This is a genomic window from Moorena sp. SIO4E2, from assembly GCF_010671945.1.
GTDB classification, from domain to species: Bacteria; Cyanobacteriota; Cyanobacteriia; order Cyanobacteriales; family Coleofasciculaceae; genus Moorena; species Moorena producens.
The window spans coordinates 1-15,350 of sequence record NZ_JAAHIE010000030.1 but is presented as its reverse complement, the minus strand read 5'-3'; the positions used below and the strand labels follow the sequence as shown (position 1 = coordinate 15,350).

At 43.4% G+C, this 15,350-nt stretch carries 14 protein-coding genes and 1 pseudogene; 7 read left to right on the top strand and 8 right to left on the bottom strand.

Translation table 11 applies throughout. From position 1 onward, the window contains the following. Positions 1-562 precede the first annotated feature (562 nt). The 4 genes from F6K37_RS06075 (at position 563) to F6K37_RS06060 (ending at position 6,059) form a co-directional block, all read left to right on the top strand. Positions 563-3,481 (top strand): cation-translocating P-type ATPase, encoded by a 2,919-nt coding sequence (locus tag F6K37_RS06075; RefSeq protein WP_008180298.1) that lies wholly within the window; start codon positions 563-565, stop codon positions 3,479-3,481. Between the two features lie 498 nt (positions 3,482-3,979). Beyond that, positions 3,980-5,131, top strand: a complete 1,152-nt coding sequence (gene recF, locus F6K37_RS06070) for a DNA replication/repair protein RecF (RefSeq protein WP_008180294.1) — start codon at positions 3,980-3,982, stop codon at positions 5,129-5,131. 256 nt (positions 5,132-5,387) lie between these two features. Then, positions 5,388-5,777, top strand: a complete 390-nt coding sequence (locus F6K37_RS06065) for a DUF262 domain-containing protein (RefSeq protein ID WP_287248887.1) — start codon at positions 5,388-5,390, stop codon at positions 5,775-5,777. Positions 5,778-5,864: 87 nt separating this feature from the next. Continuing rightward, positions 5,865-6,059, top strand: coding sequence for a hypothetical protein (locus F6K37_RS06060; RefSeq protein ID WP_008180290.1), 195 nt, complete (start codon positions 5,865-5,867; stop codon positions 6,057-6,059). A 346-nt stretch (positions 6,060-6,405) separates the two neighbouring features. Here F6K37_RS06060 and F6K37_RS06055 read toward each other — a convergent pair whose 3' ends face one another. Continuing rightward, positions 6,406-7,245, bottom strand: coding sequence for an SDR family oxidoreductase (locus F6K37_RS06055; protein WP_008180287.1), 840 nt, complete (start codon positions 7,243-7,245; stop codon positions 6,406-6,408). A 611-nt stretch (positions 7,246-7,856) separates the two neighbouring features. On the opposite strand from F6K37_RS06055, the gene F6K37_RS06050 reads away from it, so the two are divergent. Next, entirely contained in the window at positions 7,857-8,105 is a 249-nt protein-coding gene (locus tag F6K37_RS06050; protein ID WP_137985643.1) for a hypothetical protein, read from the top strand. Between the two features lie 180 nt (positions 8,106-8,285). Further along, positions 8,286-8,840, top strand: coding sequence for a metal-independent carbonic anhydrase family protein (locus F6K37_RS06045; RefSeq protein ID WP_008180285.1), 555 nt, complete (start codon positions 8,286-8,288; stop codon positions 8,838-8,840). Here F6K37_RS06045 and F6K37_RS06040 read toward each other — a convergent pair. The 4 genes from F6K37_RS06040 to F6K37_RS06025 form a co-directional block, all read right to left on the bottom strand. Beyond that, entirely contained in the window at positions 8,814-8,978 is a 165-nt protein-coding gene (locus F6K37_RS06040) for a hypothetical protein (protein ID WP_154659687.1), read from the bottom strand. The genes F6K37_RS06045 and F6K37_RS06040 overlap by 27 nt on opposite strands. Before the next feature lie 495 nt (positions 8,979-9,473). Further along, positions 9,474-10,331: a hypothetical protein gene (locus tag F6K37_RS06035; RefSeq protein WP_008180280.1), complete on the bottom strand. Its 858-nt coding sequence runs from the start codon at positions 10,329-10,331 to the stop codon at positions 9,474-9,476. A 97-nt stretch (positions 10,332-10,428) separates the two neighbouring features. Continuing rightward, the gene (locus tag F6K37_RS06030; RefSeq protein ID WP_287248879.1) at positions 10,429-10,578 is read right to left on the bottom strand and encodes a hypothetical protein; all 150 of its coding nucleotides are present in this window, start codon (positions 10,576-10,578) and stop codon (positions 10,429-10,431) included. A gap of 352 nt (positions 10,579-10,930) precedes the next feature. Next, positions 10,931-11,197: a transposase gene (locus F6K37_RS06025; RefSeq protein ID WP_071986806.1), complete on the bottom strand. Its 267-nt coding sequence runs from the start codon at positions 11,195-11,197 to the stop codon at positions 10,931-10,933. Positions 11,198-11,205: 8 nt separating this feature from the next. On the opposite strand from F6K37_RS06025, the pseudogene F6K37_RS06015 reads away from it, so the two are divergent. Continuing rightward, a pseudogene (locus tag F6K37_RS06015) lies at positions 11,206-12,600 on the top strand (nuclease/transposase family protein). A gap of 372 nt (positions 12,601-12,972) precedes the next feature. On the opposite strand, the gene F6K37_RS44520 reads toward F6K37_RS06015, so the two are convergent. The 3 genes from F6K37_RS44520 to F6K37_RS06005 all read right to left on the bottom strand — a co-directional run bounded on the left by F6K37_RS44520 (position 12,973) and on the right by F6K37_RS06005 (position 15,177). Then, positions 12,973-13,203 (bottom strand): methyltransferase domain-containing protein, encoded by a 231-nt coding sequence (locus tag F6K37_RS44520; RefSeq protein ID WP_353837824.1) that lies wholly within the window; start codon positions 13,201-13,203, stop codon positions 12,973-12,975. A gap of 456 nt (positions 13,204-13,659) precedes the next feature. Further along, a complete protein-coding gene (locus tag F6K37_RS06010; protein ID WP_287248868.1) occupies positions 13,660-14,973 on the bottom strand; it encodes a TIGR04222 domain-containing membrane protein in 1,314 nt (437 codons plus the stop codon). A 57-nt stretch (positions 14,974-15,030) separates the two neighbouring features. Beyond that, positions 15,031-15,177: a hypothetical protein gene (locus F6K37_RS06005; RefSeq protein ID WP_287248865.1), complete on the bottom strand. Its 147-nt coding sequence runs from the start codon at positions 15,175-15,177 to the stop codon at positions 15,031-15,033. Positions 15,178-15,350 lie beyond the last annotated feature (173 nt).

Genomic DNA, 15,350 nt, shown 5'->3' with positions numbered 1-15,350 from the left:
TACAGGGAGAAAAAGATTTTCTCTAGATATCGTAACTGTGGGCAATTATCCGGATTTGATATAAAACCTGATCAAATACGGACTAAATTACTATAATTAGCGGCAACTCGCTATCTTAACAATACAGACTTTGAACAACAGATCTTCAATTGCTGCATCGGGTGCTATTTTGTTCCGCTAGATTCGATTATAGTCTTGGTTTCCAAACTCCCGTAAGCTATCAGCTAATGCGCTACGCGCACGGTTCGTGAACAGCTAATGCGCTACAGATGGTGCTACTTGAGGTGCTATCAGCTAATGCGTTACGCGCACGCTACTTGAGGTGCTTTTGAATGAAAGAGGTAAGCATTCGTTTAATTTCAGTTCCCTGGCCTTTCGGCCAGGAATTGATAGTCTTTGGCAGTCCGTTGAACTCGTCAGCCGGATAGCTTGTTTTAAGCTCACCGCTGACGGCTGACAGCACCTCAAGTAGCGTGAGCTAAAAGCTCACGGCTGAATGCTTACAAACTTCCTAGGAAATTTTTATGATCGAATGAATATCATCTAAAAGCAAACATTCCCGGTGAATCCATTGACCCATTCTAATTTATTGCCTGACCCGTTAAAAGCGTGGTACAACCAATCTGTCGAAAATTCTCTAGCAGAATCCGGCTGTGACCCTCAAGTCGGTTTGACCTCTCAACAGGTATCACAGCGGTTGGAATACTATGGCTTAAATCAGTTAGAGGAAAAAGCAAAGCGCAGTTCCTGGGCAATGTTCCTTGATCAATTCAAGGACATCATGCTGCTGATGCTGATTGCAGTAGCGATAGTTTCCGGGATTTTAGATCTGATCAATCTGCAACAAGCCTCAGAAAAGGCGAGTGAATTCCCCTTCAAAGATACGATTGCTATCCTCTCAATCGTGATTCTCAATGGCATCCTCGGGTATCTCCAGGAAAGCCGTGCTGAAAAAGCCCTAGCAGCCCTGAAAAGTATGGCATCTCCTAAGGTACGAGTGTTGCGGGATGGTCGTACCTTAGAGATAGACAGTCCACAGCTTGTTCCAGGGGACATCATGTTGCTGGAAGCTGGGGTACAAGTTGGAGCAGATGGTAGGCTAATCGAGGCATCGAATTTGCAGGTCAGAGAATCCGCACTGACTGGGGAAGCTAATGCTGTCAATAAAACCGTAGAGGTGGAGCTATCAGAAGATACTCCCATAGGCGATCGCATTAATTTAGTTTTTCAGGGAACTGAAGTTGTCCAAGGCAGAGGTAAAGTCCTAGTTACTGGTACTGGGATGAATACGGAACTGGGGAAAATTGCCCAGATGCTACAAGGGGTGGAAAGTGAACCGACACCTCTGCAACAGCGCATGTCTCAGCTGGGAAAAGTCTTGGTAACCGGTTCGCTGTTGCTAGTAGCACTAGTAATTATCATTGGCTTGGGCGTAAGCGGTTGGGACTTGAGTGTGTTCCAACAACTGGTAGAAGTTTCTTTAAGTATGGCAGTGGCTGTAGTTCCAGAAGGCTTGCCAGCTGTGGTGACTGTTACCTTAGCCCTAGGAACCCAGAGAATGGTACGCCGTCATGCTCTAATTCGCAAACTACCAGCTGTGGAAACCTTAGGAAGTGTGACTACCATTTGTTCTGATAAAACTGGTACCCTGACCCAAAACAAAATGGTTGTGCAACGGGTGGATACCCTCAACTATAGTATTCAGGTGACTGGGGATGGTTATGAACCTGTAGGGGAATTTCTCCTAGACAATCAGCCCATTGCTACAGAACAGTATCCCGAACTCGAACCCCTACTTCTAGCTTGTGCTCTGTGTAATGATGCGATCTTGCAGTATGAACAGGGGGAGTGGAAGATTTTAGGAGACCCCACAGAAGGAGCATTAATTGCTCTGGCTGGTAAAGGGGGTGTGGATAAGGAACCCCTGAGTCAAAGGTATTCCCGTGTGGATGAAATTCCCTTTTCCTCTGAGCGCAAGCGTATGAGTGTGATTTGTCAGTGGGATAGTTCTCCAGATCGCTTTCAACCTGCTAACCTGCCCTACTCGAACACCAAAGGCGAACAACCTTGGCCTTTCGGCCAGGCTACGCGAACAACCGAGAACCCACAACTGACCCGTTACATGATGTTGACCAAAGGGTCTCCAGAATTGGTGTTAGAGCATTGTACTTCATCAGTACATCATGATGACAGAGCAGCAGGAACTCTAGGGTGTCAACCCTTGACAGAAGAGCAGCGGCAACAGATTTTGGAACAGAATAACCAAATGGCAGGGGCTGGTTTGCGAGTGCTAGGTTTTGCCTATAAGTCCCTAGATCGCTTATCAGCTCCAGAAGCAGACCATGAAATCTTAGAGCAAGGGTTGGTGTGGTTGGGGTTAGTGGGAATGTTGGATGCTCCACGCCCAGAGGTACTAGAAGCAGTTCAGCGGTGCCGGAATGCTGGAATTCGTCCGATTATGATTACTGGAGACCACAAACTTACCGCTAAAGCGATTGCCCAGGATTTGGGAATTGCTAATCATGGTGATCAGGTACTGACTGGTCAGGAGTTACAAAAGCTCTCCCAGGTTGATCTAGAGGAACAGGTAGACCAAGTCAGCATTTATGCTCGTGTTGCTCCTGAACACAAACTCAGAATAGTTCAGGCACTCCAGGGTAGGGGTAAATTTGTTGCCATGACCGGAGATGGGGTGAATGATGCACCCGCTCTCAAGCAAGCTGACATTGGTATCGCTATGGGAATTACGGGAACCGATGTCAGTAAAGAAGCCAGCGATATGGTGCTCTTAGATGACAACTTTGCCACCATTATTGCTGCCACAGAAGAAGGTCGGACAGTATATGACAATATTCGTCGCTTTATTAGATACATCCTGGGCAGTAACATCGGTGAGGTATTAACTATTGCCGCAGCCCCGATCATGGGATTACCAGATGTTCCCCTCACACCGTTACAAATTCTCTGGATGAACCTAGTCACTGATGGTTTACCCGCTCTTGCCCTAGCTGTGGAACCAGCAGAACCCGATGTGATGAAGCGATCGCCCTTTAGTCCTCAGGAAAGTATTTTTGCCAGAGGATTGGGCTCTTATATGGTGCGCATTGGTATTGTTTTTGCCATTTTCAACATTACCTTAATGGCAATCGCCTATGGATACTTCCCTCACTGGAAGACAATGGTATTTACTACCCTATGTATTGCTCAAATGGGTCACGCCCTGGCAGTGCGCTCCAACAAACGCATTACTCTGGAATTAAACCCATTCTCTAACCCTTATTTGCTGTTGGCAGTTACTGTAACTACTCTCTTACAGCTGTTGCTGGTCTATGTACCCTTTTTGCAAGACTTCTTTGGCACTGAGCCTCTGACTATGATGGAATTTGCTGTCTGTATTGGCTTTAGTACGTCACTATTTGTTTGGGTTGAGCTGGAGAAATTATTTATTCGTTGGTATAGCAAGGGAAAAGTTCAAGGTTAGTAGGTTAGCTGGTTGAAGGTTGAAGGTTAGCTGGTTGAAGGTTAGCTGGTTGAAGGTTGAAGGTTGAAGGTTAGCTGGTTGAAGGTTAGCTGGTTGAAGGTTGAAGGTTGAAGGTTAGCTGGTTGAAGGTTAGCTGGTTGAAGGTTGAAGGTTAGCTGGTTGAAGGTTGAAGGTTGAAGGTTAGCTGGTTGAAGGTTGAAGGTTAGCTGGTTGAAGGTTGAAGGTTAGCTGGTTGGACGGTTAGATATTTTTTTAAGTTCAGATCAAACTTCTAATCTTAAGCCTGTTAACCTATTAACCTAGAACCTGCTAACCTAGAACCTGCTCACTTTCAACCAGCTAACCTACCCTATAAGGGACGCCTTGGGGGAACAACCTGTTAACCTTCAACCTGTTAACCTTCAACCTGTTAACCTTCAACCTGTTAACCTTCAACCTGTTAACCTTCAACCTGCTAACCTACTAACCTGCTAACCCCCAACCTGTAACCTTAAATGGATGTACCTTAAGAGCCTACACCTGCGACAGTTTCGTAACTACAGAGATTGCCTGGTCAACTTCGATGCTCCCAAGACAATTTTGCTGGGTAATAATGCTCAGGGGAAATCGAATCTACTGGAGGCAGTAGAGTTGCTCTCTACCCTCAAGAGTCATCGGTCAGTACGCGATCGCGAATTGGTCTTAGAAACTACTCCCATTGCGGAGATTCGGGCTACTCTAGAACGAACCTATGGTTCAGTAGAACTAGGATTAACCTTGCGCACTCAAGGACGACGTACTGTTGCTCTCAATCAAGAATCCTTACGTCGGCAGTTGGACTTTTTAGGTATTCTGAATGCGGTACAGTTTTCTAGCTTAGATTTGGAACTAGTGCGAGGAGCACCAGAACGGCGTCGCGCCTGGCTCGATTCGATTCTGACTCAGCTCGAACCAATTTATGCTTACATTTTGCAGCAATATAACCAAGTATTGCGACAGCGCAATGCTTTGCTGAAAAAAATCCGTAAACTTCAACAAGAAGGGGAAGTTGATGCATCGGTATCCAAGCAATACAATGCCGAGCTAGGGTTGTGGGATGCCCAACTGGCTACCGCTGGCTCACGAGTCACCCGCCGTCGAGAGAGAATGCTAAAACGATTAGCTCCTTTAGCCCAAGCATGGCACGCTAGTATTAGTGGCAAGACAGAGGTATTGGATATTACCTATGCCCCTAATGTCAGTCTTTCCAAAGATGACCCAGATCTAGTCAAGCAGGCTTTTTTGGAGAAAATCCAACAGTACTCCCTTCCTGAATTTCATCAAGGGAGAACCCTAGTTGGTCCTCACCGGGATGAAGTACAGTTTACCATTAATCAGACCCCAGCCAAGTCCTATGGTTCTCAGGGTCAACAGCGAACGTTGGTATTAGCGCTCAAGTTAGCAGAATTGAAGCTGATTGAAGAGGTGGTAGGAGAAGCACCTCTGTTGCTACTCGATGATGTATTAGCTGAATTAGACTTGAATCGGCAAAATTTGCTGTTGGATGCTATTCAGGATCGGTTTCAGACTTTAATTACCACTACTCACTTGGGAGCCTTTGATTCCCAATGGCTGAATTCGTCTCAGATTCTTTCAGTACAAGCAGGACAGATTAAAAGGTTGGAAGCTTGATGGTTGATGGTTGATGGTTGATCGGGTAAAATGCTTTTTACACCTTGTTGTTAAAACAAAATTTTTTGGTAATACTAAGGTTGTATCTTCTGATCACAATCAGAGAGATAGCGGTTATCATACCTATGAGGTACACAGGATTTTTTTCCTGTTACCTGTTTCCTAAAATTCTGAACTTGTTTGTGTAAATCACCCAATTAAAAACTGCTATATCCCTACTAATGTTGTTTTTTAGTTAAAATCAAGATCATAACTCATGGAACTTCATGCACATACTAGAACAATTAATGATATTTTTGCCGCTAACAAAAAGTATATTGTTCCTAGATTTCAGAGAGAATATTCTTGGTCAACAGACGAAGTTAATGAGTTGTGGGAAGATATAATCTCGAATATTGAGATTATAGACAATCATGAGTTTCACCATGAAGAACATTTTATAGGTGCTCTTGTTTTAGTTGGGGAGGACAAATCACAAGAATTAAAGATTGTTGATGGTCAACAACGACTCACTACTTTAACGATTTTTCTCTCTGCACTCTGCCAGCATTTTATGGAAATCGAAAACGAAACTTTATCTGAAGCAATATATCACAATTTTATTGCTGGCAAAGATAGTGATGGTCAGCCTTATTTGAAACTTTAAAATGAAAGTACTAAGCCGTTTTTTCAAACCTGCATTCAAGATATTAACAAAGTATAGCAAGGGAAGTATAGTTTAGGACATAGTCTTTTGGTTGAAAGGGAGCAGGGAGCAGGGAGCAGGGAGCAGGGAGCAGAAGATGTCTTAAGCTTTACTTCGACTGCTATAAAAGATCAACCCAAGACAGAAGCAGAAAAAACCCTTTTCAAAAATTATAATCAGCTGTACTATAACCTATCTCTAAAAAATTTAGCCGAAGTATTTAAAGAAAAGATTTTAAAATAAATTACAATTCAAACTATGAACGGCTTTTGAAAGAAATCAGAAAGCAAGTTTTGCTCTATCTTAAGGTGATTGTGATTACAGTAAAGGAGGAAGATCAAGCTTGCAACTTTTTTACTTAAATGGTCGTATTTTTGCAAAAGTGAGATGCACTCCAATCAACGGAGATTGATTGTATTCAAAAAATTGATTCCACCCAACAAGGTTTAATGGGGCGCGGGAATTAATAACGAAACTTTTCCAAAATTATAAATACAGTATTCTGGTAATTTATGGGTTAATTTCGGTAAGGTTTATTCATAAAAAGCTAGTCACCTTCTAGATTATAGTTCACATTATTAGGCATTGCTTAAATCAAGGTTTGAGCATGAATCAACTCATAACCAGCAACTTTCAACTTCCGATTATGTACACGGGCGTTATTGGTTCGGAAGCTAGGTTGTGAGGAATCCCATAACACTTTGGGAAGATGGTAGCGATCGCATATTTGATCAGTCAGCTCCCGCGTCGTGAGTTTGAGGTCGTTAACTAGGTTGTAGATACCTTGACAGCGGTTTTGTCTGGCGAACTCTACTGCCTGAACAATGTCGTCTCGATGAATCCAATTGATAAAGTTATCGCCACTGCCAGGAAGCGTCGTGCCAGCCAGTCGCTCAAACCGCTTGCTTAACTCACGACCGGGACCATAAATCCCCCCAAGGCGCAGAATACAGACGTTGCAATTTTCACTGCTTGCCCCTAATAAAATATGTTCCGTCAAAGACAAAACCCGACCATGTTCGTTCGCTGGAACGATAGGAGAATTTTCATCTACCCATGCTCCCTGTTGGTTACCGTAGACGGCGCAACTACTTAGGTAAATTACCTGCTTCACGGTGGGATGATCTGCTAAAGCTGCTACCAAATTGCTAGCGGTGGGGATGTAAGTGGCTTCGTAGAGGTTGGCATCAACTTGCCTATTACTGATCGGGGCAATACTCAGGAGAATAGTGTCTTGATCAATAAGTGCCGACTGCATCCCTTGGGTATCATCCCCTTTCATCACCACTACCTGTGAGGCAACTTCCTTCAGCTTTGCTACCCGTTCTTGGGTAGTAGTGGTAGCTGTCACCTGGTGACCCGGCTGGTGATGCCAGAAATTTGCTAGAGCTGTGCCAACATAACCGCAACCAATAATGGTAATATTCATAAGGTATAATCCTTAGGGACATCCGTAACAATTTCAATAAAGCGAGTCTGAAACCCTCACGAAATAGATCCGTTGGAGGCATCAGAAGACGTCAGTCGTGAGTATTGAGTAGTAAGTATAGTGAGTATAGATTGAGTGATCAGTAGTGAGAATTACTCAATACCGAACAACTCAGTAGATGCTTTGCTCTTGCTGGATAGATTGTTGTCTATAGGCAGGGAAGGTTGAATATTTCAGCTGAGGTAGTCAAGCTGAAACTGTTCCCCGCTCTGATTTCAGGACTGATATCCTGACTCTAGGTTTGGACGGTAAACGTTTTGCCTATGCTTGACTTCAACAGTTGAGCTGTTGGTTCCGGATTTAGTAACCTCATATCAATCTGTCTAGGACTTTCTAATAGAATTCCCAGATTTTATTATCACGTAACAGTTTTGGCTGAATCCTGAACAGCCTATGATTTCCCGATAGATGTTGCTCCTGATCTAGATCACATGTACACAACCTGTTCTATTATATCAATTTTAGCCTAAATGTAAATATTTGTAAATGTAATGTAAAATACATAGGTTGCTGTGCTATAATTTCGTCAACTAACAGCGATTAGCCAAGGGTTGCACACCATCAGCCCAAAATCCTCAACGTTTCAAGTCGAGGAGAGTTCAAATCAGCGACTTACCCCAATTATTTGGGATTATGTCAGAAAAATGGTGGTAGAGTATTTGTGGTATTGCTACGGGGTTGAAATCGGTTCAACAGCTGAATCTCGATTGAGCGACTTGATCGCGAAATCTGTAACGTCGGCATATGCGCTACGCGCACGCTGCTTGAGGTGCCGTCAGCTTTTGGCTCACGCTACTTGAGGTGCCGTCAGCCGTTGGCCGTAGACCAAGCTAAGGGAACAGCCGTGAGCTAAAGCTCACGCTGCGCGAACAGCTTATTTTATTCAAAAGCACCGATTGCGCTACGCCCACGCTGCTCTTTTGGCAACTTTTGTCCTTTACTGAGATTTACGCCTAGTCTTATAAAATAAAAAGATCACCATGAAACCATATTTCTCTGCACTTTTAATGCTATCCACAGTAACCACAATAGCTGGTTGCACGAACCTTGGAGGTACGCCAAGAGCACAGGCTGCGCCATGCGAAAATCCTGTCACAAAAAACGATGTTCTAGCTGCACAGGAAAGCTGGGGCCAAGCCATTGTCGCCATTGGCAAGGCAGAAAACCCACAAGCAGAAGCACAAAGTACTCTTGACAGGCTTTATGCTTATGATCTTGGTACGGTTTTGTTCAAACCAACACTGGCCAGCGATGATCCGTTCAGAGGCACGGAGAAAGAGGCTTTGTCTTATTTTGTCCGCGGCAGCATCAGCGAAGATAAAGGTTTTGCTCTTGCGCCCTATAACAATGTGCGCTTTGAGAATGAAGGAATTATTACCCACTGCGATACAGCCATGTCGATGGGTGAGTATTTTTTCACCAAAACAGACGGTAGCGAGATCAAGGTAGAATACTCTTTTGGTTATGTTCGCGATGAAAACGGTGATCTGAAAATCAATCTGCACCATTCATCTCTGCCGTATCAAGCAAAATAAGGGCGATTGACCGTAGGTCACGCTACGCGAACGCACGTCTGACAAAAGTTGAGCTAGGTCTGGCGCTAGACTGTCCACCCATTGCTGTTGCTGGCTCGACTCTTTTGGCGGTTGAATCTCTTCTGGTGGTTGGGTCATTTCGGGTGCTGCTTCTATCTGTGATGCTTCAGATAATGCGCTCGGCTGTACAGGGGACTGAGTTGCTTCTGGCTTGGGCGTTTCGGGTACTGCTTCGGCATGATTGGGATTTGGGGATGCGATTCGGCAAAGCCGACCCTACGGGAACGCATCTGTTTTTATCCCCACTGGTTATAGCGGTTCTGATAGTCATGAGGTATACAGGATTTTTTTCCACTTCCGACTTCCCTACTCCGAAGCTCCCTTTTTTGAAATTGGAGCCATTTTGGCGACACAAACAGAGCAAACAGTATTGTAATTAAAGTATTGCTTAGTCTGTTTTTGTCCAAACACAAGTTACTAGACACACAAGCTCTAGACACACAAGCTCTAGACACAAGTTACTAGCTCTCAGTCTGCGTTCAAGACAATACCTTGCTCCCCTACCTCTCACCTCGGTAGGGGATTTATTTTAACTTTAACTGATCCCATAAGGCTGAATGCTTACTTTGATTTCTATTGCTTCTTTGGTGAACCTGCAGTTAAAAAGGTAATAAACGCCAGTAAAGCTAATACAGAACCTGGTTCTGGTACAGAAGTCTTAGGAGTCGCTTCGCCAAAAATCTGCACATTAATATCCGAAGACTTATCCCAGCCGTTACCATTGCTATCGACGATATCAACGAAGTTACCTGAGGCATCAAACTGCAAGTAACGATTGTCAGCGCCATCCTGGGGCGAACCACTCAATGCTGCGTTGGAAGCATGGTTATACGAGGGATAGAAAAGATCGAAATCAGGGATCTGACGACCAACACCCCGCACCCCGAATTTATAGGTTGTACCGCCTTCGATAGTCCAGTTGAGATTGTTGAAATCCACTTGCCAAATATTGACGAAATCACCAAAGTTATCGTATATCGAGCCAGCAGCATCTAGGTACGGGACTTGGGTAATGGTAATATCTGGGTTGCTGGTCACGTTACTGTTAGGGTCTAAGGTTGCAGTGGCGAAGGGAGAAATATCCTCCTCAGCGGCAAAACCTGTCAACAGAGTCAAGCTCTCAAACCAATCCCCCAAGTTGTCTGGGTCACCAATATTCATACCAGGTACCATCCAAGTGCGGATGGTATCGATAACAAAAGTGTCTCCTACATTGCCGATAGTGAAATCATCACCAAAGAAGCCCTGGTTCTGGGCATCTGTAGCCCAACGGACATTACTGCGGTTTGCTCCAGAAATATTATTGAGATTTTCTGTAGGTAGTCCCCGGTCAAACAACATTTCAGCCTGTGCGTTGGAAGTGTAACCTAGCATGACAGCAGAAGCAGTGGCAAAAACTGCTCCAACTTTGGCGAGAGTTGAGGTAAACATAGAATTAATAGCTTGAGTATAGGGTTGACGATGTAGATTGTTAGCAATATCAAATAGTCAAAATCCACAAAAAATAACAATAAAAAGTGGAAAAACATTAATTATTTTGTTTTAGTTTTAATGGCTTTGTTTTAGTTTTATATATGCCTTTTATCTTTTGCTTTTTTCCTTCGAAAATGTTATTATAGGGGTTAACATTGGGATGAACTACACCCAAATTTCTTCCCCTTCCTTCTTCTGTTGCCACTCTCACCTATGAGCCTGCTCCAGATTTAGCTGACGGTGGCGGGAACCGATAGATTACAAAGGATTCAGGCCGATGCTTTGATAGTCTAAAACAAGACTGACATAAAATTACGACATCAAAATCCTTCTTTCCTTGGCCAGTTTCTGATGTCGTAATTTGAGAACTTATATAGACATGGTGGCAAAGCAATGTTTACAATCGGGTTTGCCTAATGTATGATATTTCGAAGAATTACAGAGCATGGTTGATTGTGATTCGCCATTAACCATGCTCCTGAGATTTTGAACAAAATTTGTGACGCATTCCCCCACTTCGTTCAAGTGGGGGTCAAGGAACAACTTATTATTAATGGTTAAATGGTTATCTCCCTAATTTTCCTGCTTATTAATACATCAGGTGCCAAATCTATCAGTAAGTGGATCTGGTCATTTTTAACTAAGTCACCTTTCGCTTCTTTAAGTAGGCAGCGGTGTTTCTGACATATTCCATGGATGAGATCGATTATGTCTAACTCTACATCACCAGATCTCACCGGATAACGAGACTTCGTGACAAACACTATATGTATCTCAATCGAGCCAACGCTATGGGAAAAAGACCTTAGACGGCTTGAAACCACAAGAACACATGTTCTATCATGTAGCCATGATAGCAAAGAAGTCACAGAAAATTCTTCGCACCGATAAGTGGAGTCTTAACCCAAGTGCCCCTCAGCAATTAATGTTTGCTGAGACAATCTCTGTTTATCAACGTGCCTGTAAGTTTTTGACTTCAATACTATTTACCCATTGGGAGACAATCGGTTCCAAAGATACAAAAGAAGCCGTTACAGCCGTAGAACGGCTAATGCACCAAACCAATAAAAACCCTAACCCTAAGTATAAAATATTTAATCGAGTATTTTAGAAATTGCCGTCTTATTATCGTCGTGCTGCTATCGCTTTTTCCTTGGGGCAAGTTAGCAGCTTTGTAACGAGATATAGAGACTGGCAATGTGGACAGTCACGGAAGAGACGGGATGCTAAGCCACCATTAATGACGATTGGAGCTAACTGTTATCCAGCACTTGATCAAGGTCAATGTTATCGGTTAGATTCCCTCGAACAAATTCAAATCAAAGTATTAAACGGTAAAAATTGGGTATGGACAACGGTTGGGATCGTTTCAACTAGGAATCGACATACTATCCCAGCTAACAAACAGCTGTCACCGTCGCTGATTCAACGAAATGGTAAAGCGTGGTTATCCGTTCCGTTTGATTGCAAACCTAATCATAAAAAAGAAGTTAATCGTGTAGTAGGAGTAGATATAGGAATTAATAAAACTGCTGTTATTTCAGTCGTTGAGTCCGATGGCACTGTAATTTATCGTGAATTTATTCACCCAGTCAGAGACATAGACCGTCGTGATAAAAAGCTGAAATCAGTCTCAAAAAAAGCGTCGAAAACGATGGGTAAAGGCGGAAGGTTACACAAAGGTTTTTGCCGGAATACTTATCGGAAATGTCGCCACATTAACCGTCAAATAGCCCAGATAGTCTCTAAGGGGATTGTTGAGATCAGCATTGAGTATAATGTTTCGGTTATCGCTTTTGAATATCTAAAAAACTGGAAGCCCAAAGGTGGTAAGAAGAAATCTAATCTTAAACAGCGTTTCCACGGTTGGTTAAAGTCTATAATTCGAGAATTAACGGAAATGAAATGGATCGAATCTGGCGGGAAGATTTGTGATGTAGTTGCCCGAGGAACATCTAGCAACGCTTATGACGGTAGTGGAACAGTTTGGCGTGATCGGAAAAATTACGCTCTAGCTACGTTCAGTAACGGTAAACGATACAACGCTGATTTAAGCGCTAGTTACAACATTGCAGCTAGAGCTATTCAAGAACTCACTCGCAGAAATGACAGTGAGAACCGTAGTAGCAAAAGTTCTACTCGGTTGCCTAGAAGTCGGGCAGTCTTATGTGATCTATGGGTAACCTCAAACGATAGCATAGGACACCCCCACCTCAAGCAAAGCTAGGTGGGGGAGGCTTCATTAGGATCAAACTGCTCACTTCTATTGCGGCAAATGAAGATGAAGCTTAAGCCAATTATAGCGCTGCGTGCAGGGAATAGGAAATAGGGAGCAGGGAACAGGGAAAGGAGAACAGAAGGATAACGATCAACATATAACATACATACTGTGTCTGCGTAAGTCCTGGATCAGATACTCTTAGTCTGTGATTTGACTACCGTGTGCCTGAAGCCCGATATACTGTAATTGTTGCTGCACTTTCTGGCTGCTTTGAAAGACCTCGAAAAAATTCTAGACCGGCTTTTAATCGTTGATAATCCTTTCCCAGTTTTTCCGTCATTTGCCTGAGAGTTGGCTCTAGACAAGAGTAAACATACTCTAAAAACCTGGGGGGGCGACAAGCGCCCCCAGGTCACCTACACACAGATCAATATTGTCGAAACCAAGAGTATTTAAATAGTGATGAGCGTACTCAATTTGGGTAGACTGTAGGTCAATTCCAGCTACTCTTAAATCTGGAAAAGTTTCCAAAATTATTCCGAAGACAGCTCCGACACCGCAACCGAGTTCTAGGACATGCTCACCACCAGACAGGTTTAAATCACGCAGTATCAGTTTTTATCGCCAATATTGAGCTTGTTCAATTAGGCGTTTTTGCTCTTGGGTTGAATAGCAATGAATGTAATCTTGTTACAAACTAAATCTCCCTATGAACAAAATTGATTGCCTTTAAATCCTTGATTATACTAAATAAAAAATTCAATAATGTCAATTTTTAATCTCAATTTCGGCTAATCTTGAAATTCAGAATAAACTCATAAAGAAAAGAGGGGAGAATGGTGTAAGATAATAACTTTACTCCATCCCACCTCCTGTGATTAACAAAGGTCAGCCAAAAGCAATCATCAAAGCTACTCTTAAACCATGCTTTGGCACCATCAGGGAACAGAAGGATAACGATCAACTATAGCGATTCTGTAGTTAGATGAGGTACATACCAAATTTCTTTCCCCTAGTAGGGCTGATCGAGATGTACCTCACAGTCGCGGGAACCGCTATAACTCTTTAGTCGCCGCAGCCACCGCAGCCGCCACCGCAGCCGCCACCGCAGCCGCCACCGCAGCTGCTACCGCCACCGCAGCTACTGCCACCGCAGCTACTGCTACTGCAGCCACTGCTACTGCTATTACCAGAATTGCTGGGAGGATTAAATACCTTTCGCAAGTTTTGTAGACCATTTTGGCTCAAAACTGTACTACCAAATAGAGCAAATGCCAGGGCTACTTGAGAATTATTCTGAGCATTTTCCAGCATCTGATGCTTAACTTTTAGGTTGTCTAATACAGTATCGCCGTAACCACTACGGTTTACTGGTTCAACCAGAAAGAACAAACCCATGATTGCTGTGATGAGGCACAGTATCATCAGGAAACCGACTGGCTTATGTCGCGAAATGCCTACTATAATTTTGCTGATTCCTAGGAGCAAGACAGCAAACAGAGGGAGTGCGGGATATTGCTGGGCTGATTTGGTTTGGTCTTCTGTAAGTAAGAGATTGAGATCGGTTAAGCGATCGCGTATTTGGTCTGTAGCGGATGCAGCGGATGCTCTAATTTGAGTTATAGTCTGACCAGTTCTAGCACCAATGTCAATTTTCAACTCAAGGGGATCATTTTTGTAAACCAAAGGATTTACTAATTCTAGCCCTCGGTATTCAGGCACAGGTTTTAAATGTCCACCCTGCACAAGGTTAACGATGGCTGTATCGACAGCTCGCTCTTTACCTCCAACTAAATAGCCTGTCTCATAGGCATCGAGAGAGATGGATTTCCCCTCAGGATCGGAAGCTGGTTGTTGTAGATACCAACGTAAACCGTAGGCCAAGACCACCGCAGCACTTACTAGAACTAGATAAAACCCGAGAAATAATAGTCCTGTGAAATTAATTGGGTTTGCGCTATTGACTAAGACTAATGACTCACAACCTGTGATGGTTACTGCCAAGACGAACAATAGGAAAACCATCCTGTATTGGTTGAGGCCGAAGTTGGGTAGTGAGTCTAAACTAACCTTACGCAAACTAACTTTAGGCAAATTAACTTTAGGTAAAATCCAGTACTGCTGAGGGTTTAACCGCACAAAATTGACATGCTGACTAACATGAAGATCAGCAGGTGCCCAAATATCTAATGGTGGTGCTTCCCCAAAGAAATAGTGATAGCTGGCTAGGGTTTTAGTGTACCAATCGTCGAATTTAGACTTTTCACTGGCACCACCACCACTAGGCAGATGATGAAAGGGGATTTGTAGAATGTTTGGGCAAAATTCATTCCAGTAAGAATGGGTATAGGTCAAGTGTAGATGCCACACTTGATCCACTGGATCAGAAGGGGAAACGGGATGGTCAGCTACTACTGCTAGAAACGCAAATTTCTTCTATTCATCAATCACTCGCTTAGTGTATTTAAGACTCCACTGATTTTCCCGAGCCAGTCGCTTGCTAAAGGGAAATTTGGCATCAGGATCATCTAAGGAAAATGCCTGAAGGCGTTGATAGAGTTGGGTTTGTTGAAGGTTCATCATTGTTTGTGTTTTCCTGTACAATGCTAGTTACCTGAATCTACCCATATATTTATATTCAGCCCAAAAACAAGGTTTTATGAAAAGGTGTTTTGATTTTGCGTTCGGGTAGCGTGGCCTACGGCCAATCGCTTTTCTCAGCAGCCTGATATAGCACTACGCATACCATTAGAGCG